At 71.5% G+C, this 20,958-nt stretch carries 23 protein-coding genes and 1 tRNA gene; 5 read left to right on the top strand and 19 right to left on the bottom strand.

Annotated elements, in window-relative coordinates; genetic code table 11:
- Positions 1-43 precede the first annotated feature (43 nt).
- From ACPEH0_RS01020 to ACPEH0_RS01010, 3 genes are all read right to left on the bottom strand, one after another.
- Positions 44-1,399: a PhoH family protein gene (locus ACPEH0_RS01020; RefSeq protein ID WP_366213254.1), complete on the bottom strand. Its 1,356-nt coding sequence runs from the start codon at positions 1,397-1,399 to the stop codon at positions 44-46.
- A gap of 177 nt (positions 1,400-1,576) precedes the next feature.
- The gene (locus tag ACPEH0_RS01015; protein WP_366213255.1) at positions 1,577-2,725 is read right to left on the bottom strand and encodes an aminotransferase class V-fold PLP-dependent enzyme; all 1,149 of its coding nucleotides are present in this window, start codon (positions 2,723-2,725) and stop codon (positions 1,577-1,579) included.
- 34 nt (positions 2,726-2,759) lie between these two features.
- On the bottom strand, positions 2,760-3,545 hold the full coding sequence (locus tag ACPEH0_RS01010) for an isoprenyl transferase (protein WP_366213256.1): 786 nt from the start codon (positions 3,543-3,545) through the stop codon (positions 2,760-2,762).
- Between the two features lie 119 nt (positions 3,546-3,664).
- On the opposite strand from ACPEH0_RS01010, the gene trhA reads away from it, so the two are divergent.
- Entirely contained in the window at positions 3,665-4,369 is a 705-nt protein-coding gene (gene trhA, locus ACPEH0_RS01005) for a PAQR family membrane homeostasis protein TrhA (RefSeq protein WP_253034047.1), read from the top strand.
- Here trhA and ACPEH0_RS01000 read toward each other — a convergent pair.
- Positions 4,341-4,628 carry a hypothetical protein gene (locus ACPEH0_RS01000; RefSeq protein ID WP_064001756.1) on the bottom strand — a complete coding sequence of 96 codons (288 nt, stop codon included), beginning with the start codon at positions 4,626-4,628 and terminating at the stop codon, positions 4,341-4,343. The two genes, trhA and ACPEH0_RS01000, sit on opposite strands and share 29 nt — an antisense overlap.
- Positions 4,629-4,688: 60 nt before the next feature.
- Between ACPEH0_RS01000 and ACPEH0_RS00995 the strand changes: the two genes are divergently transcribed.
- Together ACPEH0_RS00995 and greA are read left to right on the top strand one after the other, a co-directional pair.
- A complete protein-coding gene (locus tag ACPEH0_RS00995; protein WP_366213257.1) occupies positions 4,689-5,093 on the top strand; it encodes a DUF4307 domain-containing protein in 405 nt (134 codons plus the stop codon).
- 71 nt (positions 5,094-5,164) lie between these two features.
- Positions 5,165-5,644 carry a transcription elongation factor GreA gene (gene greA, locus ACPEH0_RS00990; protein ID WP_064001754.1) on the top strand — a complete coding sequence of 160 codons (480 nt, stop codon included), beginning with the start codon at positions 5,165-5,167 and terminating at the stop codon, positions 5,642-5,644.
- A 36-nt stretch (positions 5,645-5,680) separates the two neighbouring features.
- Here greA and ilvA read toward each other — a convergent pair whose 3' ends face one another.
- The 3 genes from ilvA to ACPEH0_RS00975 are packed head-to-tail and all read right to left on the bottom strand — an operon-like array spanning position 5,681 to position 8,719.
- Positions 5,681-6,928: a threonine ammonia-lyase gene (gene ilvA / locus ACPEH0_RS00985; protein WP_217530360.1), complete on the bottom strand. Its 1,248-nt coding sequence runs from the start codon at positions 6,926-6,928 to the stop codon at positions 5,681-5,683.
- The gene (locus ACPEH0_RS00980; protein WP_064001752.1) at positions 6,925-8,112 is read right to left on the bottom strand and encodes an AI-2E family transporter; all 1,188 of its coding nucleotides are present in this window, start codon (positions 8,110-8,112) and stop codon (positions 6,925-6,927) included. The genes ilvA and ACPEH0_RS00980 overlap by 4 nt, the downstream gene beginning before the upstream one ends.
- Positions 8,113-8,152: 40 nt before the next feature.
- Positions 8,153-8,719, bottom strand: coding sequence for a LemA family protein (locus ACPEH0_RS00975; protein ID WP_064001751.1), 567 nt, complete (start codon positions 8,717-8,719; stop codon positions 8,153-8,155).
- 112 nt (positions 8,720-8,831) lie between these two features.
- Between ACPEH0_RS00975 and ACPEH0_RS00970 the strand changes: the two genes are divergently transcribed.
- Positions 8,832-9,641 (top strand): hypothetical protein, encoded by an 810-nt coding sequence (locus tag ACPEH0_RS00970; RefSeq protein ID WP_366213258.1) that lies wholly within the window; start codon positions 8,832-8,834, stop codon positions 9,639-9,641.
- Between the two features lie 11 nt (positions 9,642-9,652).
- Here ACPEH0_RS00970 and ACPEH0_RS00965 read toward each other — a convergent pair.
- From ACPEH0_RS00965 to ACPEH0_RS00925, 9 genes are all read right to left on the bottom strand, one after another.
- A tRNA-Leu gene (locus ACPEH0_RS00965) sits at positions 9,653-9,725 on the bottom strand.
- Positions 9,726-9,802: 77 nt separating this feature from the next.
- Entirely contained in the window at positions 9,803-11,197 is a 1,395-nt protein-coding gene (locus ACPEH0_RS00960; protein WP_366213260.1) for an NAD(P)/FAD-dependent oxidoreductase, read from the bottom strand.
- A 32-nt stretch (positions 11,198-11,229) separates the two neighbouring features.
- Positions 11,230-12,513 (bottom strand): S8 family serine peptidase, encoded by a 1,284-nt coding sequence (locus tag ACPEH0_RS00955; protein WP_366213261.1) that lies wholly within the window; start codon positions 12,511-12,513, stop codon positions 11,230-11,232.
- On the bottom strand, positions 12,510-12,980 hold the full coding sequence (locus ACPEH0_RS00950; protein ID WP_366213262.1) for a DUF501 domain-containing protein: 471 nt from the start codon (positions 12,978-12,980) through the stop codon (positions 12,510-12,512). The genes ACPEH0_RS00955 and ACPEH0_RS00950 overlap by 4 nt, the downstream gene beginning before the upstream one ends.
- 87 nt (positions 12,981-13,067) lie before the next feature.
- Positions 13,068-13,574 (bottom strand): septum formation initiator family protein, encoded by a 507-nt coding sequence (locus ACPEH0_RS00945; RefSeq protein ID WP_366213263.1) that lies wholly within the window; start codon positions 13,572-13,574, stop codon positions 13,068-13,070.
- A 36-nt stretch (positions 13,575-13,610) separates the two neighbouring features.
- Complete coding sequence (gene eno, locus ACPEH0_RS00940) at positions 13,611-14,891, bottom strand: phosphopyruvate hydratase (RefSeq protein ID WP_217530374.1); 1,281 nt, start codon at positions 14,889-14,891, stop codon at positions 13,611-13,613.
- A gap of 94 nt (positions 14,892-14,985) precedes the next feature.
- A complete protein-coding gene (locus ACPEH0_RS00935; protein ID WP_366213264.1) occupies positions 14,986-15,666 on the bottom strand; it encodes an O-methyltransferase in 681 nt (226 codons plus the stop codon).
- 8 nt (positions 15,667-15,674) lie between these two features.
- A complete protein-coding gene (locus tag ACPEH0_RS00930; RefSeq protein WP_366213266.1) occupies positions 15,675-16,685 on the bottom strand; it encodes a DUF1648 domain-containing protein in 1,011 nt (336 codons plus the stop codon).
- Positions 16,675-17,031: a GntR family transcriptional regulator gene (locus tag ACPEH0_RS00925; protein ID WP_253034014.1), complete on the bottom strand. Its 357-nt coding sequence runs from the start codon at positions 17,029-17,031 to the stop codon at positions 16,675-16,677. The genes ACPEH0_RS00930 and ACPEH0_RS00925 overlap by 11 nt, the downstream gene beginning before the upstream one ends.
- A gap of 62 nt (positions 17,032-17,093) precedes the next feature.
- Between ACPEH0_RS00925 and ACPEH0_RS00920 the strand changes: the two genes are divergently transcribed.
- A complete protein-coding gene (locus tag ACPEH0_RS00920; RefSeq protein WP_366213267.1) occupies positions 17,094-18,341 on the top strand; it encodes an APC family permease in 1,248 nt (415 codons plus the stop codon).
- Here ACPEH0_RS00920 and ACPEH0_RS00915 read toward each other — a convergent pair.
- The 3 genes from ACPEH0_RS00915 to ACPEH0_RS00905 are packed head-to-tail and all read right to left on the bottom strand — an operon-like array spanning position 18,250 to position 20,921.
- Positions 18,250-19,122, bottom strand: a complete 873-nt coding sequence (locus tag ACPEH0_RS00915; protein ID WP_366213268.1) for an SGNH/GDSL hydrolase family protein — start codon at positions 19,120-19,122, stop codon at positions 18,250-18,252. The genes ACPEH0_RS00920 and ACPEH0_RS00915 overlap by 92 nt on opposite strands.
- Before the next feature lie 57 nt (positions 19,123-19,179).
- Entirely contained in the window at positions 19,180-19,632 is a 453-nt protein-coding gene (locus tag ACPEH0_RS00910; RefSeq protein ID WP_359917298.1) for a YdeI/OmpD-associated family protein, read from the bottom strand.
- Between the two features lie 32 nt (positions 19,633-19,664).
- The gene (locus tag ACPEH0_RS00905; protein ID WP_366213413.1) at positions 19,665-20,921 is read right to left on the bottom strand and encodes a histidine--tRNA ligase; all 1,257 of its coding nucleotides are present in this window, start codon (positions 20,919-20,921) and stop codon (positions 19,665-19,667) included.
- Between the last annotated feature and the right edge of the window lie 37 nt (positions 20,922-20,958).

The following is a 20,958-nucleotide window of genomic DNA, read 5'->3' as shown; positions in this document are numbered from 1 at the left end:
GCCCCCGGCCGATCGGTCGGGGGCGTCGCCGGTACGGGCGGGGTCAGCTCAGCTCGTCGGCCTCCAACAGGTCGGTGACGAGTGCGGCGATCGCCGAGCGCTCCGACCGCACGAGGGTCACGTGGCCGAACAGGTCGTGGCCCTTGAGGGTCTCGATGACCGACGCGATGCCGTCGTGGCGGCCGACCCGCAGGTTGTCGCGCTGCCCCACGTCGTGGGTGAGGACGACGCGCGAGTTCTGGCCGATGCGGCTGAGGACCGTCAGCAGGACGTTGCGCTCGAGCGACTGGGCCTCGTCGACGATGACGAACGCCTCGTGGAGCGACCGACCGCGGATGTGCGTGAGCGGCATGACCTCGAGCATCCCCCGCGCCACGACCTCCTCGAGGACGTTGCCGGTGACGACGGACCCGAGGGTGTCGAAGACCGCCTGCCCCCACGGGTTCATCTTCTCCTGCTGGTCGCCGGGCAGGTAACCGAGCTCCTGACCGCCCACCGCGAACAGCGGTCGGAAGACGATGATCTTCTTCTGCTGCTGCTTCTCGAGCACCGACTCCAGTCCCGCGCACAGGGCGAGCGCCGACTTGCCGGTGCCGGCTCGGCCGCCCAGCGAGACGATGCCGACCTCCGGGTCGAGCAGGAGGTCGATGGCGATGCGCTGCTCGGCGGAACGCCCGTGCAGGCCGAAGACGTCGCGATCCCCCCGAACGAGGCGGTAGGAACCGTCGCCGGTGACCCGGCCGAGGGCGGAGCCGCGCTCGGAGTGGATGACGAGACCGGTGTTGACGGGGAGCCCGCGCACGTCCTCGCTGACACCCACCTCGCTGTCGTAGAGGTCGCTGACCTCGTCGCCCGACAGGTCGATCGAGGCGATACCGGTCCATCCCGAGTCGACGGCCTGTTCGGCCAGGTACTCCTCGGCGTGCAGACCGAGCGAGGCGGCCTTCACCCGCATCGGGAGGTCCTTCGAGACGACCGTGACCGCCTGACCCTCCTGGCTCAGGTGCATCGCGACGGAGAGGATGCGGGTGTCGTTGTCGCCCAGCCGCATCCCCGCGGGGAGGACGGTGGGGTCGGTGTTCGTGAGCTCCACGCGGAGCGTCCCGCCGGCGCCGACCGGCACGGGGAAGTCGAGTCGGCCGTGTTCGACCCGCAGCTCGTCGAGGTGGCGGAGGGCCTGGCGGGCGAAGTAGCCGATCTCGGGATCGTGACGCTTGCGCTCGAGCTCCGTGACGACGACGACCGGCAGCACGACGGAATGCTCAGCGAAGCGGAACAGCGCGCGCGGATCGCTCAGCAGGACGGAGGTGTCCAGCACGTACGTGCGGAGATCCTGGTCCGGGGCCGCGTCCGCGGTCCCGTCCTGGTGCTGCTGCTTCTCAGGTGCTCGTGTGGCCACAACCCACTCCCGCCCCGGGTGGAACCCACCCGGCAGTCACGAGTCGACCTGGGTCACGAGTCGTGAGAGGCCGACTCGAACAGGCGCTTTGCCCGTTGGGATGAACGTAGGCGCCCCGAGCGGCACGGCGGCGCCGCGACACGCCGCCGGATGTGTCGGATGCGTGAACTCTCCGTGTCAGTCGAGGAGCGGCAGCACGGCGGCGGGCGGGGAGACGATCGGACCCGACTGGGAGGCGGCGAGAGCGCCCTCGAGGAGGTCGAAGGCGGCGTCGGAGGTGCCGGCGTGCGGGGAGACCCGGATGAGCCCGTCCCGCACGGTCGCGATGACACCCGCGTTGGCGAGCTCGGCGGCGATGACCCCCGCGCGCCCCGGCTCGGGGGCCCACGCCACGATCCCGGCGTGCCGGTCGCGATCGGTGAGGACCGGGATGCCGTGGGCGTCCGCGATCGCCGTGACCCGTCGCGCGTTCTCGGCGACGAGCCCCGCGACGGCCGGGATGCCGGCCTCCGTCATCTCGCGCAGGGCGGCGCTCAGGCGACCCGCGGCCTGCGGGTCCGGACGCGAGACCGCGTACGCGGCGGCGTCCGCCCTGGGCGGACCCACCTCGAGGTCGCCGAGTTCCGCGTCGGTGCCGGCGACACCCGCGAGCACCGGCACGATGCGCTCCCGGGCGCGGGCCGAGAACCGCGCGAAGCCCGTCCCGCGGCCGGCGCGGACCCACTTGTACCCGTGCCCTGCGACGACGTCGGCCGCCGCCCAGTCGACGTCGACGACGCCGAACCCCTGGATCGCGTCGACGATGAGCAGTCGGTCGCCCACGACCTCCCTCAGAGCGGGCAGGTCGGCGAGGTAGCCGGTCCGGTAGTCGACGAGGCTGACGGCCACCGCCGTGACCTCGTCGGTGAGCGCCTCGCGCACGGCGTCGGGGGTCACGCTCGCGATCGCGGGATCGAGCTCGCGGACCGTGAGGGCGCCCCGGATGTCGGCGGCGCGGCGGGCCGCGACGGGGATCGACGGGTACTCGTTCGGCGAGAGGACGACCGTCCCCGACAGGCCGAACAGCGCATGGAACAGGGCGTCCGTCGTGGACGGCGCGAGGGTGACCTCATCGACGTCCGCCGCGAGCACCTCGGCCACGAGCGCGCGGGCCTCATCGACGTGGCCGGCGACGAGGTCGATGCCGGAGGGACGGCCGGTGGCCGAAGCCTCCTCGTCGGCACGCGCTTCCTGCCGGACCGCGGTCGACAGGGGCCCGAAGGAGGCCCAGTTGAGGTAGCCGGGTTCGACGTCGAAACCGGACAGGTAGGACTCGAGATCGCTCACCGACCGATTTTCCCACGGATGCCGGGGGTGCGCCTCAGCTGCCGAAGCGCCGATCGCGGTCGCCGAAGTCGCGGATCGCGCGCAGGAAGTCGACCTCGCGGAGGTCGGGCCCCAGGGCTTCGACGAAGTAGAACTCGCTGTGCGCCGACTGCCAGAGCAGGAAGTCGCTGAGCCGCTGCTCGCCGGAGGTCCGGATGACGAGATCGGGATCGGGCTGCCCGCCGGTGTAGAGGTGCTCGCCGATCTGTTCGGGTGTCAGGCTCTCGGCGAGCTCCTCGAGGGAGCCGCCCTTCTCCTGATGCTTCGAGATGATGCTGCGGACGGCATCCACGATCTCGCCGCGCCCGCCGTACCCGACGGCGAGGTTGACGTGCAGGCCGGTGTTCTCGCGGGTGCGATCCTCCGCCATCCGGAGACCGTCCGCCAGTACGGGCGGCAGCACCTCGGCGCGTCCGACGTGCTTGACCCGCCAGCCCGGCTCGTGCGAGAGCGTCTCGGCGAGGTCCGCGATGATCTCGATCAGATCGGTGAGCTCCTGCGAATCCCGTTTGACGAGGTTGTCGGTGGAGAGCAGGTACAGCGACACGACCTGGATGCCGAGCTCGTCGCACCAGCGGAGGAACTCGTGCATCTTGGCGGCGCCCGCGCGATGGCCGTGCGAGACGGTGGTGTACCCGAGCTGACGCGCCCACCGACGGTTGCCGTCGATCATCATCGCGACGTGATGCGGCACGGTGCCCGCGTCGATCTCCCGACGCAGCCTCGAGCTGTACAGGCGGTACAGCAGACCCCGTCCTTGAGTCGAGGAGGCGCGGGTCACACGGCTACGCTACTCCGGCCCGCCGATCGCGGTGAGCAGGGGCGCGTCCTCAGCCTCGCGCATGGCGGCGAGCGTAGGCTCGTCGCGTGACCCGACACGATGCCGACGGCGGCGCCGAGATGCCTCAGCTCCCCCTCCTCGAAGCCGGTGCGGTCGATGCCCGGGTGGAGGTCCGACCGACCTGGCGCGGCTGGATCCACGCCGGAACCTTCCCCGTCGCGATCGCCGCGGGCGTGGTCCTGATCGCGCTCGCACAGGGGGCTCCGGCGAAGTGGGCGGCGGCCGTGTTCATGGTCACGTCGCTTCTGCTGTTCGGCAATTCGGCGCTGTACCACCGGTTCGACTGGGGGCCGCGGACCAAAGTCGTCCTCAAGCGCATCGACCACGCGAACATCCTGCTGCTGATCGCGGGCACGTACACGCCGATCGCGACGCTCGCCCTCGCCCCCGGGCAGGGCACGCTGCTGCTCGTCCTGGTGTGGTCGGGTGCCCTTCTCGGCATCCTCTTCCGGGTGTTCTGGATCCACGCGCCCCGCTGGCTCTACGTCGCCCTCTACCTGCTGCTCGGCTGGGCCGCCGTCATGTACCTCGGCGACCTGCTGCGGGCGAGCGTGGCGATGATGGTGCTCGTGATCGTCGGTGGCCTGCTCTACACCGGCGGCGCGGTCGTGTACGCGATGAAGCGCCCGAACCCGTGGCCGGGGCACTTCGGGTTCCACGAGATCTTCCACGTCTGCACGGTGCTCGCGTTCCTGTGCCACTGGAGCGCGTGCCTGTTGATCTCGCTGGAGCCCCTCAGCCCTTCGCTGGGTCTTCCGGGCTGACGTCGCCCGGCGCGGCGCCGGGGTCGTCCCCGGGGCCCTCGCCGCGTGCGGCCGCTTCCTCCGCGTCGAGCATCTCGTTGACGTCGGAGCGGTACTGCGCACGACGGATGCGGCGGAGCATGTCGATCGCGAGGAGCACGATGACCACGGCCACGATCGCGATCGCGATGAACCCGGCGACACCGGGGGTCACCGCCTCCGGCGGGGGCGTCGTCGGGGTGGGACTCGGCGAGACGGCGAGCCATCGCAGATCCGGCATGTGACCTCATTTCTCAGCCAGAGCGAATAGCCTGGAATCCCAGCCTAGAACGGATGCCGCATGACCCTGACCGACGTCGACCGCAAGCTGGCGGATCGGTACGGCCGCACGCGTTCCGCGGCGTCGCGTCGGTGGACCTGGGTGGTCATCGGGGTCATCGCCGTCGCCGCGACGGGGCTGCTGGGGTGGACGACCGTCTCGAACGCCGTCAACTCCGTCGACGCCGACACGACGGGCTTCACCCTCGTCGACGACCGCACCGTCGAGGTCCGTGTGCAGGTGACCGTGAATCCCGGCACGGCGGTCGCCTGCTCGCTGGAGGCCCAGGACGCCGAGCACGGGATCGTCGGCTTCTCGGTCGTGGAGATCCCGGCATCCGAGGATCACTCCCGCATCATCACGGAGCGGATCCCGACCACCGCGCGCCCCACCACGGGTTTTGTCCGCTCCTGCTGGATCATCTAAGCTGAAGGCTCTCGCGCCCCGGTGACTTGCCGGGGCGTTTGGCTTACCCATCGACCGCACCGGGAGATCACGTGTCCGAGACGTTCCTGACCCAGGAGGCCTACGACCGCCTCGCCGCCGAGCTCGAGGAGCTCTCGACGACGGGCCGCGAGGAGATCGCCAAGCGCATCGAGGCCGCCCGCGAAGAGGGCGACCTCAAGGAGAACGGCGGCTACCACGCGGCCAAGGACGAGCAGGGCAAGCAGGAGGCCCGCATCCGGACCCTCCAGCAGCTGCTGAAGGACGCCAAGGTCGGCGTCGCCCCCGAGTCCGACGGCACCGTGCAGTCGGGCACCGTCGTCACCGCGATCGTCGCTGGCGGCGAAGAGGTGTTCCTGCTCGGCAACCGCGAGATCGGCGCGAACAGCGAGCTCGACGTCTACAGCGAGGCCTCCCCCCTGGGCGAGGCCATCATGGGCCTGCGCGAAGGCGAGAAGACGAGCTACACCGCTCCCAACGGGCGCGAGATCACGGTCGAGGTCGTCAAGGTCGAGACCTACTCGGGTCAGTGACGCGGGCAGGTCGATGACCCGGGTGCGCCGGCACGCTCAGTTGGGGACGACCGTCGGGGCGTAGCCGGCGTCCTGCAGGATCGCGAGGACCTGCGCGCGGTGCTCCTCGCCGCGCGTCTCGACGCTCAGCTGCAGGATGACCTCGCTGATCTGCAGCCCCTGTCCGTGGCGGGTGTGCAGGACCTCGATGACGTTCGCCCCGACCACCGACAGCAGCTCCGACACCCGCGCCAGCTGACCGGGACGGTCGGGCAGCGGGATCTGCAGCGTCATGTAGCGTCCGGATGCCGCGAGCCCGTGCGCGACGACGCGCTGCAGCAGCAGCGGGTCGATGTTGCCGCCCGAGAGGATCGCCGCGGTGGGACCCGACGCGGTCACCTTGCCGGTGAGGATCGCGGCGACGCCCACGGCGCCGGCGGGCTCGACGACCTGCTTCGCGCGTTCGATGAGCACGAGGATCGCCCGCGCGATGTCGTCGTCGCTGACGGTGACGACCTCGTCGATGAGGTCGCGGATGATGTCGAACGGGATCGCGCCGGGCCGCTTGACCGCGATGCCGTCGGCGATGGTCGGCGAGGTGCGCTCCGCGTCGATCGGGTGACCGGCGATGAGCGAGCCGGGGTAGCCCGCGGAGTTCTCGGCCTGCACGCCGATGATGCGGATCGTGCGGCCCTCCGCCGCGGCGCGGGCCTTCGCGGCGGCGGCGACTCCCGCCGCCAGTCCCCCGCCGCCGATGCCGACGACGATGGTCTCCAGGCCCGGGATCTCGTCCATGAGCTCGAGCCCGAGGGTGCCCTGGCCGATGATGATGTCGTGGTTGTCGTAGGGCGGGATGAAGACCGCACCGGTACGCTCGGCGAACTCCTGCGCGAGGCGGAGCGGGGTCTCGACCGTCGCGCCCTCGAGGATGACGTCGGCGCCGTACCCCCGCGTGGCGAGGAGCTTCGGGACGGGCACGCCGAGCGGCATGAAGATCGTCGCGGGGATGCCGAGGGTCTGCGCACCGAGTGCGACACCCTGCGCGTGGTTGCCCGCTGAGGCCGCGACGACGCCGCGCGAGCGCTCCTCCGCCGTCAGGCGCGACAGCCGGTAGGTCGCCCCGCGGATCTTGAACGACCCGGTGCGCTGCAGGTTCTCGAGCTTGAGGTGCACGGGCGCGCCCAGCACGCCCGAGAGGAACTCCGAGTCCTCGACGGGCGTCCGCGAGACGACGCCGGCGAGCTCGGTCGCGGCGGTCTCGAACTCGGCCAGGGTCGGGGCGGCGATCTTCGCCTGATCGGTCACGCGGTCATCCTCCTGCGTCGCGGCACGGTGCTCCAGATGAGGTCGTCGGGGCCGGGGTCCACCGGTTGCTCCCACCCGCGCCGCGAGAGGTAGAGCCAGACGACGTTGACGAAGGCGGCCAGCGGCACGGCGAACACCGCGCCGGCGATCCCCGCGACCATCGCCCCGCCGGCGACGGCGAGCACGACCGCGAGCGGGTGCACCTTGACCGCCGAGCCCATGAGCAGCGGCTGCAGGACGTGGCCTTCCAGCTGCTGCACGCCGAGGACGATGACGAGCATCCACAGGGCGATCCAGGGTCCGTTGTAGACCAGGGCGAGGAACACGGCCAGGGCGCCCGTCAGGACGGCGCCGACGAACGGCACGAAGGCGCCCAGGAAGACGAGTACGCCGATGGGGGCCGCCAGCGGCACCCCGAGGAGCGCGGCACCGACGCCGATGCCGATGGCGTCGATGGTGGCCACCAGCAGCTGCGTCCGCGCGTAGGTGATGACGGTGCGCCAGCCGGCCCGGCCGGCTCCGTCCACAGCGGAGCGTGCGCGCACCGGGAAGAGGCGCACCGTCCACCGCCAGATCCCGCCGCCGTCGGCGAGCGTGCAGATCAGGATGAACAGGGTCAGCAGGATGCCGGTGGCCACATGACCGAGCGTGGAGCCGATCGCCAGGGCGCCCGAGAGCAGGAGTTGGGCCTGCTCCTGCAGGATGCCGAACGCCTGCCGGACGGCGTCGTCGATCTGGCCGCCGGTCAGGTGCAGCGGCCCCTCGATGAGGTAGTCGCGGAACTGCGCGATGCCCTGGACGGTGCGGTCTCGGACGGAGGCGGCATCCTGCGTGATCTGCCAGATGGCGATCCACAGCAACCCGACGACGACGGCGATGGTCAGCAGCAGGGTCAGGATGAGGGCCAGCCAGCGCGGCAACCGCCGCTGCAGCAGCCACGAGAACAACGGCCACACGAGGGCTGTGATGAGGATCGCCGCCAGCAGCGGGATGATGAGCAGGCGCAGCTGGATGACGATCCACACGAGCACCGCGATCGCCGCGGCGAGGACGAGGAAACGCCAGGCGTAGGCGGTCGCGATCTTGAGACCCCGCGGAACCGTCTGGGACACCTCGGTGGAGACGGTGCGCGCGCGGAGCGCGTCGAAGAACCCGTTCCGGTGCTTGTCGTCGGTGCCGCTCACTGGGCCATCCTAGGACGTGCGCCCCGGGCGACGCGGCGCGTCAGAACTGGATCCGCGGCGGCTCGGCGATCGCCGCACCGTCGACCACTTCGAAGAACTCCCGCTCGCCGAATCCGAGCCGTCGGGCGAAGAGGTTGTTCGGGAAGACCTTGATCTTCGTGTTCAGCTCGCGGACGCCGCCGTTGTAGAACCGGCGGGACGCCTGGATCTTGTCCTCGGTGTCGACCACGGCCTGCTGCAGCTGCAGGAAGTTCTGGCTCGCTTGGAGCTGCGGGTAGGCCTCGGCGACGGCGAACAGCGACTTCAGCGCCTGCTGCATGTGGCCTTCGGCGACGCCCGCATCGGCGGGGGTGGTCGCGGTCAGGGTCTCTGCACGTGCCTGAGTGACGTTCTCGAAGACCGCCTTCTCGTGCGCCGCGTAGCCCTTGACGGTCTCGATCAGGTTGGGCAGGAGGTCCGCGCGCCGCTTGAGCTGCACCGTGATGTCGCTCCACGCCTCATCGACCCGCACGTTCAGGGCGACGAGCGAGTTGTAGGTGGCCCAGAGGTAGACGCCGACGATGACGAGGAGGGCGACGACGACGAGGACCGGGATGAGGATTTCCATGAGTCTCCGATCGATAGCCTGATCATCCTAACGAGGCCGACCCGGTGGATGCGGGCGCCCGGCCGTACTTCCCAGGCGTTGCACACGGGGTGCGACTTGTAGTGTCGGTGGGGTGACGGGTCTGCGCACGCATCGGTACCTCCGACTCGCCCTCGTCGGCATCGTCGTGGCCCTGGCGGCATCCGTCCTCATCGAACTGGCGCAGAGCGGCTGGCGGCCCCTCCCGTCCATCAGCGACTACTACTACTCCCCCGCGGGCGGCGTCTTCGTCGGCGCGCTGACCGCCGCCGGCGTCGCCCTGCTGGTCCTCTCTGGCCGCGACACGGAGTCTATGCTCCTCGACATCGCCGCCGTGTTCGCTCCGCTGATCGCCATCGTCCCCACCGGCTACCGCGGTGAGCCGTCCGTCCCGTCGGAGGTCCTGCCCACCGTCCGGAACGGGGTCGGCGTGTACCTGACGATGGTGACGATCCTCGTCGCCCTGGGCATCGTCCTGGCGGCACGCGGGGACCTGGCCTGGCGACGGGTGGCGATCATCGGGGGCACCGCGTCCGCGGTCGTCATCGCTCTCGCGACCCTCGCATTCGCCCCGGGCCCTGCGGCTGTGTTCCCGTTTCCCGGTGGGATCAACCTTCACCTGGTCGCGACGGTCTGCTTCTTCGCGATGTTCGCGGCGATCCCCTGGGTGACGTCCTTCGGCGAGGATCCCCCTGCGGCGGGGTATCGCCGCGTCTACCTCGCGGTGTCCGTCGTCATCGCGGCGGCCCTCGTCACGACGGTCGGCGCGGCGATCGCGAACCCGGACACGATGGGCGTGCTGATCGGCGAAGCGGTCGCCCTGGGCGCGTTCGCCGTGTACTGGACGGCGCAGACCATCGAACGATGGCGGGATGCGGACCCGCCCAGCATCCTGCCGCGCTGACCGGATGGCCGTGCCCCCGCTGGGACTCGAACCCAGACTGAAGCGATTTTAAGTCGCCTGCCTCTGCCATTGGGCTACGGGGGCCTCCCGTCAGCGTATCCCCGACACGACGCGACCCCCGCCGGCCGAGGCCGGAACGGGGGTCGCGGGAACGCTGTCGGTCAGCTCGCGGCGACCTTGCCGGTCTTCTCCGCGGCGACCGTCTTCGGGTCGATCGCGGAGGTCTCGGGGGCGGCCGGACGCGGCCGCGCGGCGAACTCCTCGAAGACGTACCGGGGGTTCTGCAGCGTCTCCATCGAGACGTTGTCGCGGCCGAGCCAGAAGTTCTGCCACCAGTCGCCGACGACGCGGAACTTGCGCTCGAAGGTCGGCATGGCGAGACCGTGGTACCCGCGGTGCGCGATCCAGGCGAAGAAGCCCTTGATGGCGATCTTGCCGGACTGGAAGACACCGTTGTAGAGACCCAGGCCCGCGACGGCGCCGAGGTTCTTGTGGAAGTACTCCTTCGGCTCCTCGCCGCGCAGGACGGCCACGATGTTCTTGGCGAGCAGCTTGCCCTGACGGACCGCGTGCTGGGCGTTGGGGACGCAGAACCCGCCGACACCGCCGCCGGAGAGGTCCGGGACGGCGGAGACGTCCCCGGCGGCCCAGGCGCCCTCGACGACCTCCTCGGGCGTGCCCACCCGCAGGTCGGCGCGCGTGCGCAGACGGCCCCGCTCCTCGACGGGCAGGTCGCTGCCGCGGACGACGGTGGGGTTCGCCATGACACCGGCGGTCCAGATGATCACATCGGTCGGGATGACCTGGCCCGTCGAGAGCTCGACGTTTCCGTCGACGGCGCCCTTGACCTGGGTGTCGAGGTGGACGTGGGCGCCGCGCTTGGCGAGGTCCTTGAGAACCCACTCGCTCGTCTTGAGCGACACCTCGGGCATGATGCGCCCCATCGCCTCGATGAGGTGGAAGTGCGTCTCCTCGAACGAGATCGTCGGGTAGTCCTTCAGCAGCGCGCTCGCGAAGGCGCGCGTCTCGGCGAGCACCTCGATGCCCGCGAAGCCGCCACCGACGACGACCACGGTGAGCAGACGGTCGCGCTCGCGCCCGGGAGGCAGGTTGGCCGCCCGGTCGAAGTTCGTGAGGATGCGGTCGCGGATCGCGACGGCCTCTTCGATCGTCTTCAGGCCGATCGCGTTCTCGGCGATGCCGGGGATCGGGAAGGTGCGCGAGACGGCGCCCGCGGTCACGACGATCTGGTCGTACTGCTCCTGCCACGGCTCGCCGACCTCGGGCGTGATCGTCGCCGTCTTGCTGGCGTGGTCGATGCCGGTGACCTTGGCGATGACGATGCGCGTGCGCTTCAGGTGGCGACGCAGACCGACCACGACGTGACGGGCCTCGATGCCGCCCGCCGCGACCTCGGGGAGGAACGGCTGGTACGTCATGTACGGAAGCGGGTCGACGATCGTGACCTCGGCCTCGCCCTTGCGGAGGTGCTTCTCGAGCTTCCACGCGGTGTAGAAACCGGCGTAGCCGCCTCCGACGACCAGGATCTTGGGCACAGTGGTAGTCACAGTCGGAAGAACTCCTTGATTCAACGGCTCGGCGGTCGCGGGGTGCGCGCCGATCGGATGCGCCGGGCAGCAGCGGTGACCCCGAGCACGATCAGTATAGTCCCCAGGCTGACCACGATCAGCGGCACCGTCCCGTAGCGCAGCGAATCGCTGCTGGGCAGGAGCGGCGATGCGGCCGAACTCGGCGGCTCGGCCTCGGGCAGCGGTGCCACCGTGTAGGGGGTCGGGGTCGGGCTCGTCTGCGGGGTCGATTCGGCCCGGCGGTAGAGCCGGATCCACTCGCGGAGGTCGCCCATCGGGTTCGCCGAGACCTTCGCCACCGGAGCGGAGACCGCCTTGGCCGCGTTGATGAGGCCGTACCCGTACAGCGGGTCGGGCACCTTCCTCGCGCGCTCGCTCGGCGTCGCGGTGGCGATGATCCGCTTGATCACGTTCGCGGCATCCAGGTCGGGGTGCGCGGACCGCACCAGGGCGGCGACTCCGGCGACGATGGGGGCCGCGCCGCTCGTGCCGTCCCAGATGACGAGGTCGCCGTTCGCGGAGACACCCAGCAGCTCCTCGCTCGGCGCGGAGATGCCGATGACGATGCCCTGCGTGGAGGCCGTTCGACTCGCGCGGCCCTCCCGGTCCACCCCGCCCACCGTCAGGACGCCCGGGATCGTCGCGGGGGCGCCGACCTCCTCGGTGCCGCTCTCGCGGTTGCCGGCGGCGACGACGACCACGACGTCGTGGTCGAATGCGTAGAGGAAGGCGTCGTCCCACGACCGGTCCCAATCGAGGGTGTTCGTCGTGAACGAGAGGTTGATGACGTCGGCGCCGTGATCGACCGCCCACCGGATCGCCTCGGCGACCTGATCGACGAACGGGACGCTCGCTGAGCTGCCGAAACCGATCGAGAGCGACAGCAGGTCGGCCTCCGGGGCCACCCCGATCATGCCCTTGTCGGCAGCCGTCCCCCGGCCTGCGGCGAGGGAGGCGACCCAACTGCCGTGGTTCCGGTCGCTGTCTCCCACGGGCGTGCGGCCGTCGGCCTTCCCCACCCCTGAGAAGTCGGCTCCTCCGACGACGGCGCCGTCGAGTTCCTTCGGCCCTTTGCCGATGCCCGTGTCGATGACGGCGATCGTCGTCCCGGCGCCCTTGGTCGTCTTCCAGGCGTCGGAGATCCCGTACTCCTTCAGCCAGTACTCCATGTTCCGCACCGGATCGACCGGCGGAGGCGTCGGCGACGGGGCGGGCGCGGCCGCCGTGAGCACCGCCGTGACGGCGACGACGGCGGCGGCGAGAAGGGCGCGGACTCCCCTCATCCGGTCACCCTCGGCGTCGCGCAGGTGCACCGCTGCGGCGACCACGACCCGCGCGCGAGGGCGATGTCGCCGATGGGGTTCACTCCGGGACCGGCGGCGAGGGAGTGCGCGGCGAGGGCGTGCAGGCACTTCACGCGGGTCGGCATCCCGCCCGCGGACACGCCGGCGATCTCGGGGACGGCACCGTGCACCTCGCGGTCGGTGAGGTAGGCGTCGTGGGCGCGGGCGTAGGACGCCGCGAGGTCCTCGTCGGCGGCGAGGTCGTCGTTCAGCTCCCGCATCACCTGGGTCGCCTCGAGGGCCGACATGGCGGCCGTCGCCCCCGGATGGGTCAGGTAGTAGAACGTGGGGAACGGGGTGCCGTCGGGCAGCCGCGGTTCGGTGGCCACCACCGTCGGATTACCGCAGACGCATCGCGCCGCGATGCCGATCACGCCGCGCATGGGGCGCCCAAGCTGCTCACGCATGGTGTCGTGATCGGCGGCTGACGCGGGCGAGAGTGTCGGATGAGGCACCGGTCAAGGGTACCGGGCGACGCGCGTGAGAGCTGGGCGTCAGCCCGGGGCGACGGTCCTTGCGAGTCCCGCCTCGGTCACGGAGCGCAGGAACTGCGTCATCCAATCGCGCTGCGTCTCCTGGACGTCGTCGCTGACGGGGCGCTGCGCGGGCTCGATCAGGTCGGTGGGGAGGTCGTCCGCGACGAGGTACACAACCTCGCCGGGCCGCCGGTAGTACAGCCGCTCGCGGGCCTGGGCGACGATGTAGGCCTCGTCGCGCCAGCGTTCGCGCTCGCTCGTCAGCTGGGTGATCTCGTCCTTCGTCGCCTGGACGTCGTGGGTGAGCGCCGCGATCTGCTGCCGCTGGTCGACGTAGGTGCCGATCGTCGGGACGAGGACGAACGCCGCGAGCACGACGAGCCCGAGCATGATCCCCATGAACCCCGACATCCGGATGCCGCCGACCCAGTCGCGGACGTCGACGCGTCGACCCGATCGGGGCGTGCGATCCTCGCCGCGCGGGGTCCGGGACGCACGGGAAAGGGGAGCCGATGGTCGGTCCACGGCTCCCCCTTCTCGTCGGTGTCTGTGCGGTGCGCGTCAGGCGGTGAAACGCGGGAACGCGGCGGCGCCGATGAACTCCGCAGCCTCGCCCAGGTCTTCCTCGATGCGCAGAAGCTGATTGTACTTCGCGACGCGCTCGCTCCGAGCGGGCGCGCCCGACTTGATCTGACCCGAGTTGACGGCGACGGCGAGGTCGGCGATCGTCGTGTCCTCGGTCTCACCCGAGCGGTGCGAGAGCATCGTGGTGTAGCCGGCGCGGTGCGCGACGTCGATCGCGTCGAGCGTCTCGCTGAGCGTGCCGATCTGGTTCACCTTGACCAGGAGCGAGTTCGCCGCTCCGCGCTTGATGCCGTCGGCCAGGCGCTGCGGGTTGGTGACGAAGAGGTCGTCGCCGACGAGCTGCACCTTCTTGCCCAGGCGCTCGGTGAGGGCGGTCCAGTTCTCCCAGTCGTCCTCGGCGAGGGCGTCCTCGATCGTCACGATGGGGAACGAGTCGACCAGGTCGGCGTAGTAGTCGGTGAGCTGCTCGGCGGTCCAGTCCTTGTTCTCGAGGCGGTAGACGCCGTCGTTGAAGAACTCGGTCGCGGCCACGTCGAGGCCCAGGGCGATCTGCGAACCGGGGGTGAAGCCGGCCTTCTCGATCGCCTTGACGAGGAAGTCGAGGCCCTCGCGGTTGCTGGGGAGGTCGGGGGCGAACCCGCCCTCGTCACCCAGGCCCGTCGCGTAGCCGGCGGCCTGCAGCTCCTTCTTCAGGACCTGGTAGACCTCGGCGCCCCAGCGCAGCGACTCGGAGAAGCTCTCGGCGCCGATCGGGGCGAGGAAGAACTCCTGCATGTCGATGCCGTTGTCGGCGTGCTCGCCGCCGTTGATGACGTTGAACAGCGGAACGGGCAGGACGCGCGCGTTCGGTCCGCCGAGGTAGCGGTACAGCGGGAGGTCGGCGCTGTCGGCGGCGGCCTTCGCGACGGCCAGCGAGACGCCGAGGATGGCGTTCGCACCGGTGCGCGACTTGTTCTCGGTGCCGTCGGTCTGGATCAGGACCTCGTCGATGAGGCGCTGCTCGCTGGCCTCGAGGCCCTCGATGGCGGGGCCGAGCTCGTCGATGACGGCGTTCACGGCCTTGAGGACGCCCTTGCCGCCGTACCGGCTCTTGTCGCCGTCACGGAGCTCGTACGCCTCGAAGGCGCCGGTGGATGCGCCGGAGGGGACGGCTGCGCGCTGGACGATGCCGTCGTCGAGCAGGACCTCCACCTCGACGGTCGGGTTGCCGCGCGAGTCCAGGATCTCGCGTGCGCCTACTGCCTCGATCAATGCCACGGGGGTTTCTCCTTGCTTGTGGAGGATGGAACGGGAGCGTCGTCGGTCCGCCCCCGAGTCTAGTGAGGCGCGGGATGCCGCACAGGACCCGCCGTCACACGACGAGCGCGATCGCGATGCCGTCCCACCCCTTGCGGTCGAGGGTCTGCAGCGCGGTGGCCTCGAACCGGGGGTCGTCGCGGAGCATCGCGAGACCGGCGCGGACGCCGTCGACCTGGGCCCCGGCATCCGTTTCCACCACATGCCCGGAGCGGACGACGTTGTCGACGACGACCACCGTGCCGGGGCGGCCGAGGCGCGCTGCCCAGTCGAGGTAGACGGTGTTCGACTCCTTGTCGGCGTCGATGAAGACGAGGTCGAACGGCTCGCCGCCCTCCAGGGCCGGCAGGACGTCCACCCCGCGCCCCTCGCGCACCTCCACCCGCTCGGCGACCCCGGCGCGCTCGAGGTTGCGTCTGGCCACCGCGGCGTTGTGAGGCTCGGCCTCGATCGAGACGACGCGCCCCTCGGCGGGGAGCGCGCGGGCGAGCCAGATGGTCGAGTAGGCGCCGAGGGTCCCGATCTCGAGCACGCGCCGCGCCCCCGTCATGCGCGCGAGGAGGTGCAGCAGCTTTCCCGACAGCGGTGCGACCTCGATCTCGGGGAGCCCCTCCTCGGCGAGCGAGGCGATCGAGGCGGCGAGCGCGTCGTCGTGGGCGACGAGGGTCGACGTCAGGTAGTCGTCGACATCGTTCCAGCGAGCGGGGACCGGATCGTACGGGTGTGGATGCGCCATGCCGCCACTCAATCGCCCCGGCGCGCCGACGTCAACGCGGCGTAGGCGCTCAGCAGGCCCGCCGCGGTCGCGGCGTCGTCGACGGTGACCGTGAGGGTGCGGCCGTCGCGGCGGCGCACCAGGAGCCCCTCGCCCGCGCGCAGCACGACGCCTTGACGCCCGCCGCCGGGCCAGCGGATGCCCCACCCGCCGAACTCCCCGAACGGCGAGACCTGGACGACCTCCGCCGAGACGATGTCCTGCGTCGGGACGTGCACACGCGGCCATCCCGCCGCGGAGACGGCGGTCAGGCCGTCCGGGTCGACGCGCACGTGGAAGCGCAGGGTCGTGGCGACGACGACGAACAGCACGACGACGACCAGACCGGAGATGATCGCCGTGACGAGGTCGCCGAAGAAGACGACGGGCAGGACGGCGAGGCATCCGATCGCGAACGCGATCCACAGGGCCACGGCTCCCCCGCGCGCGAGGGTGATCCCCTGCATCCAGACGACCCGCTCCCCCGCGCGGACCGGCACCTCGACGGCCGGCATCGTCGGGGTCGGATGCCACGGGACGCGGGGTTGCACGGCCCACCCGATCCATCCCGCGGCAGCGGCGGCGAGGAGCACGCCCGGCAGGAGCAGCACGGGGAGAGCGGCGTCCGCATCCGTCCGTCCGACCTGGATCCCGAGGGTCGCGACGCCGAGGCCACCGATGAGCACGGCGAGTCCGAACGCGACGGCTCCCAGGAGGCGGTAGGCGAAGCCGTGGTCGCCGCGGCGCAGCCTGCCCACGCTGGCTCCGAAGAGGGTCGCGGGAAGCCCGAGGCCGAGGATCGCGGTGACGAGCGGGACGGTCCAGGCGGGCGCGAAGCCGTCGGGCTCCCCCGTCCACCCCCAGTGGGTCGCGACGACCGCCGGCACCGCCGGGAGGAGCAGCACCTGCGCGACGACCGCGACGAGGATCACCACGGCGGGGAGCAGCAGGGCGACGAGGGTGAACCGGCGGCGGACGACGGTCAGGGTGTCAGTGGTCACGAGCAGCCTCCTTGACGAGAGCGGACAGGGTGTCGGGCGAGACGCCCAGGGCACGGGATTTATCGACCAGGGCCGCGATCTCGGCTCGCAGGCCCGCGAGGGCGGCCCCGGCCGGGGTGACCACGGCGCCGCGGCCGCGGCGGAGGTCGATGAGGCCTTCGTCGCGGAGGTCCTGATAGGCGTGCAGCACCGTGTGGAGGTTCACCTGCAGCGCTTCGGCGACTTCGCGTGCGGCGGGGAGTCGCTCCCCTGCCCCGAGACGGCCGCCGGTGATCTCGGCGCGGAGCCCGGCCGCGATCTGCGCGAACAGCGGAACGGTGCTCTGTGGGTCGACTCGGATCAACATACGGTAATTATAGCGCAACTATAACTAGTTGAGTGTTCGACCCACTCCGGTACGCTCGCGCCGTGTCCTCCCCTGCTCTGGCGCGCCGCCTCGGTCTGGGCGACGCCGTCGTCATCGGTCTCGGCTCGATGATCGGCGCCGGCGTCTTCGCCGCCTTCCCGCCCGCGGCGGCCGTCGCCGGCCCCGGGCTGCTCGTCGGACTGGCGCTGGCCGCCGTCATCGCGTTCGGCAACGCGACCTCGACCGCGCAGCTCGCGGCCGTCCATCCGACCTCCGGCGGCGTGTACGCCTACGGGCGCGCGGAACTGGGGCCGTGGTGGGGCTTCCTCGCCGGCTGGGGCTTCGTCATCGGGAAGACCGCCAGCTGCGCCGCGATGGCGCTGACCTTCGCGGCCTACGTCGCGCCCGCGGGGTGGGAACGACCCGTCGCCGCCGGCGCCGCCCTCGCGCTCGGCACCGTGAACCTCTTCGGGATCACGCGGACGGCGCAGCTGACACGCGTGCTCGTCACGGTCGTCCTGATCGTGCTGACCGTCGTCGCCGTGGCGGGCTTCACGGCACCGAGCGCGCCCGGTCCCCTCTGGGGTAACGGGATCGCCGGGTCCGGCCCCCTCGGCATCCTGCAGGCGGCGGGCCTGCTGTTCTTCGCGTTCGCCGGCTACGCCCGCATCGCGACCCTCGGCGAGGAGGTGCGCGACCCCGCCCGGACGATCCCCCGGGCGGTCGTGCTCGCCTTCTGCGGCGCCCTCGTCGTGTACGCGGTCATCGGTGTCGTCGCCCTCCGCACCCTCGGACCCGACGGGCTCGCCGCGTCCACCGCGCCGCTCGTGGCCACCGTCGAGGCCGCAGGGTGGGATGCCGCGGCTCCGGTCGTCCGGATCGGTGCCGCCGCGGCATCCCTCGGCGCCCTGCTCGCCCTCATCGCCGGCGTCGGACGGACCACCTTCGCGATGGCGCGGGAGGGAGACCTTCCTCGGATCCTCGCCGCCGTGGACGCGCGTCACCGGGTGCCGCGGAACGCCGAGGTCGCGGTCGTCCTGATCGTCGTCGCCGTCATCGCGCTCGGCGACATCCGGGGCGCGATCGGCTTCTCGTCGTTCGGCGTGCTGCTCTACTACGCGGTCGCCAACCTCGCTGCGTTCCGCCAGCGGGGCACGGCCCGCCGGTACCCGCGATTCCTGCAGCTGGTCGGCGGCGTCGGGTGCGTCGTCCTCGTCGTCACCCTGCCGTGGCCGTCGGTGCCGATCGGGGTCGGAGTGTTGCTGGCGGGATGCGTCTACCGGTTGCTGCGTCTGCGCCGCCGCGCGTGATCGCGTCGCGCACGACGGGCAGGAGCGCCTCGGCCGTTCGCCGGTAGCCCAGCGCGCTCGGGTGGAATCGATCGAGGCTGAACATGCCGTCGGGGTCGATCCGGAAGAACGGACCGACCGCGCGACGCAGCGACACCACGCCGGCGCCCTCGGCGCGCGCCCGGTCGGCCTGGGCCGTGGCGAGCTGCTGCGACGCACGGGAGCCGATGCTGCGCAGCGGCTGCGGCACGGCGCGGAGGGCGCCCAGGTCGGGGCACGTGCCGACCACGACGGCGGTACCGACGGCGCGCAGTCGGCGGATCGCCTCCGCGAGGTGGGCCGCCGCCACGGCGACCGGCACCCGGTGCGTCACGTCGTTGCCGCCGACGATGATGACGGCGGCATCCGCACGGTAGTCCGCCGGGAGCGCGTCGATCTGGCCGGCGAGGTCGGCCGATTCCGCACCGACGACCGCCCCCGTCCGCAGCCGCACGGGCCGGTCGAGCTCCCCCGCGAGACCCTTCGCGAGGCGTCCCCCGAGCGTCTCCTTGCGGTGCTGAGCCCCGAGACCCGCCGCGATCGAGTCGCCGAGCAGCAGCAGCTCGAGCGGCGTGCCCCCGAGTCCGGCCCGCCAGACCCGGTCGGCGGTCGGGGCGGCGTCACCGAGCGGCTTGCCGATCCGCCGCCGCGCGATCGCCGCCTGCCGCGCGAGCGCGACCCGGGTGCCGAGGACGACGGCGCCGACGACCCCGAGAGCGGCGGCAACGGGGACGGGGAACGGAGTCCGAGCTGAACGTGGCACCACCGCATCCCACACCGCCCCGGTGAACGACGGGCGACGTCGCGGTGACGCGCGCGATCAGGTGCTGGCGGGCGAACGGAGGGAGTCCACCGCGGCGGCGATCCGCTTCTCGCGGGTCTCCGACTTCTTCGCGTCGACGACGGAACGAGCGACCTCCTTGCGGCGCGACGGCGCGAGCGCATCGAACGCGGCGCGCACCTGCGGTTCCGCGTCGAGGGCGGCCGCGAGGTCGTCCGGAACGTCGACTTCCCGCTCGTCGGTGTCGAGATCGATGGTCGCCTCGACCGCGTCCCCGATCTCGACCCCCAGCTCGGCGCGCGCCGCCTTGGACATACCGATCAGGTTGCGCCCGCCCATCACACCGAGACGCAGGCGCGCGGTGCGCCCCGCGATCGTCACCCGGACCGCGACCCGCTTGCCGCCGCCGAGGGCCTCGACCTGTTCGTCTGTCAGCTCGATCGCGGTGGCGGGGCCGTTCTTCGGCAGCACGGTGCGGACTGTGAGCGTCATGTGCGGAACGCTAGCAGCGCCGCGCAGCGCTGTCAGCCGAGCGGACGCAGCTCGATCGACGCGGACGGGGCGCCTGCGGACACCGTGCCGAAGGACGTGTACCCGTCGGCGGCGGACCGCTCCAACAGCCCCTTGAGGTTCTTCGTCCGCTGCTCGAGGCGCACACGCGCGCCCTGCGCGACGAAGAACGCCTTGTGGCCGGCGAGCTCGGCGAGGGGGACGTCGCGGTCGGCGATGAGGACGACGGCAGCGGATGCGGCATCCTCCCCCGCTCCGACGAGGTCCACGATCCGCTCGAACCCGATGGAGAAGCCCACCGCCGGCACGTCCTGGCCGAGGAAGCGGCCGATCATGCCGTCGTACCGGCCACCGCCGCCGAGCGAGTAGGAGACCGAGGGATGCGCGAGCTCGTAGATCGTGCCGGTGTAGTAGCCCATGCCGCGCACGAGGAACGGGTCGAAGTGCAGGGGCACGTCGGTGGTCCCCCGCGCGGCGGCGACCGCGTCGCCGATGCCGACCAGGTGGCCGACGATCTCGTCCGCGACGCCCTCGGGGAGCGCCTTGCGGATCTGCGCCTCGCCGAAGGGCAGGTACTCGCGTGTCTGCGGACGGTTCAGGAACGCCTCGAACTCGGTGACGGCGCCTTCGTCGGCGCCGCGGTCCCGCAGCTCGGCGACCACCCCGGCCGGCCCCACCTTGTCGAGCTTGTCGATCGTGATGAGGACGCCGGCGCGGTCCGCCTCGGCGAAACCGAAGGCGGCGAGCATCGCGTCGAGGGCGCGGCGGTCGTTGATGCGGATCGTGCCGCCCTCGAGACCGAGCGCCTCGAGGACGTCGAGGCTCGCCGTCAGCAGCTCGACCTCGGCCCGGGCCGTCGCGTCGCCGATGATGTCGATGTCGCACTGCACGAACTGGCGGTACCGCCCCTTCTGGGGCCGCTCCGCGCGCCACACCGGCGCGATCTGGATCGCGCGGAACACGGACGGCAGCTGTGCACGGTTGGTCGCGTAGAACCGCGCCAGCGGCACGGTGAGGTCGTAGCGCAGACCCAGGTCGGACAGGGCCGCCGGGTCGTCGGCGGCCGCGCGGATGGCCTCGGCGTCGAGCCCGCGACGCAGGACGTTGAAGGCGAGCTTCTCGTTGTCGCCGCCGATCCCCGCATGGAGCCGCTCGTAGTCCTCGACGACGGGGGTCTCGATCTCGTCGAACCCGTGCGCCCGGTAGCGGTCGCGGATGACGGCGAGCACCCGCTCGCGGCGGGCTTTGTCGGCGGGGAGGAAGTCGCGCATGCCGCGCGGCGGATTCACGGAGGGCACGGTCCTAGTC

The organism is Microbacterium sp. NPDC079356 (assembly GCF_049545465.1).
GTDB classification, from domain to species: Bacteria; Actinomycetota; Actinomycetes; order Actinomycetales; family Microbacteriaceae; genus Microbacterium; species Microbacterium gawkjiense.
Note: the sequence above shows the minus strand (reverse complement) of the source record. Positions and strands in the feature narration are given on the sequence as shown.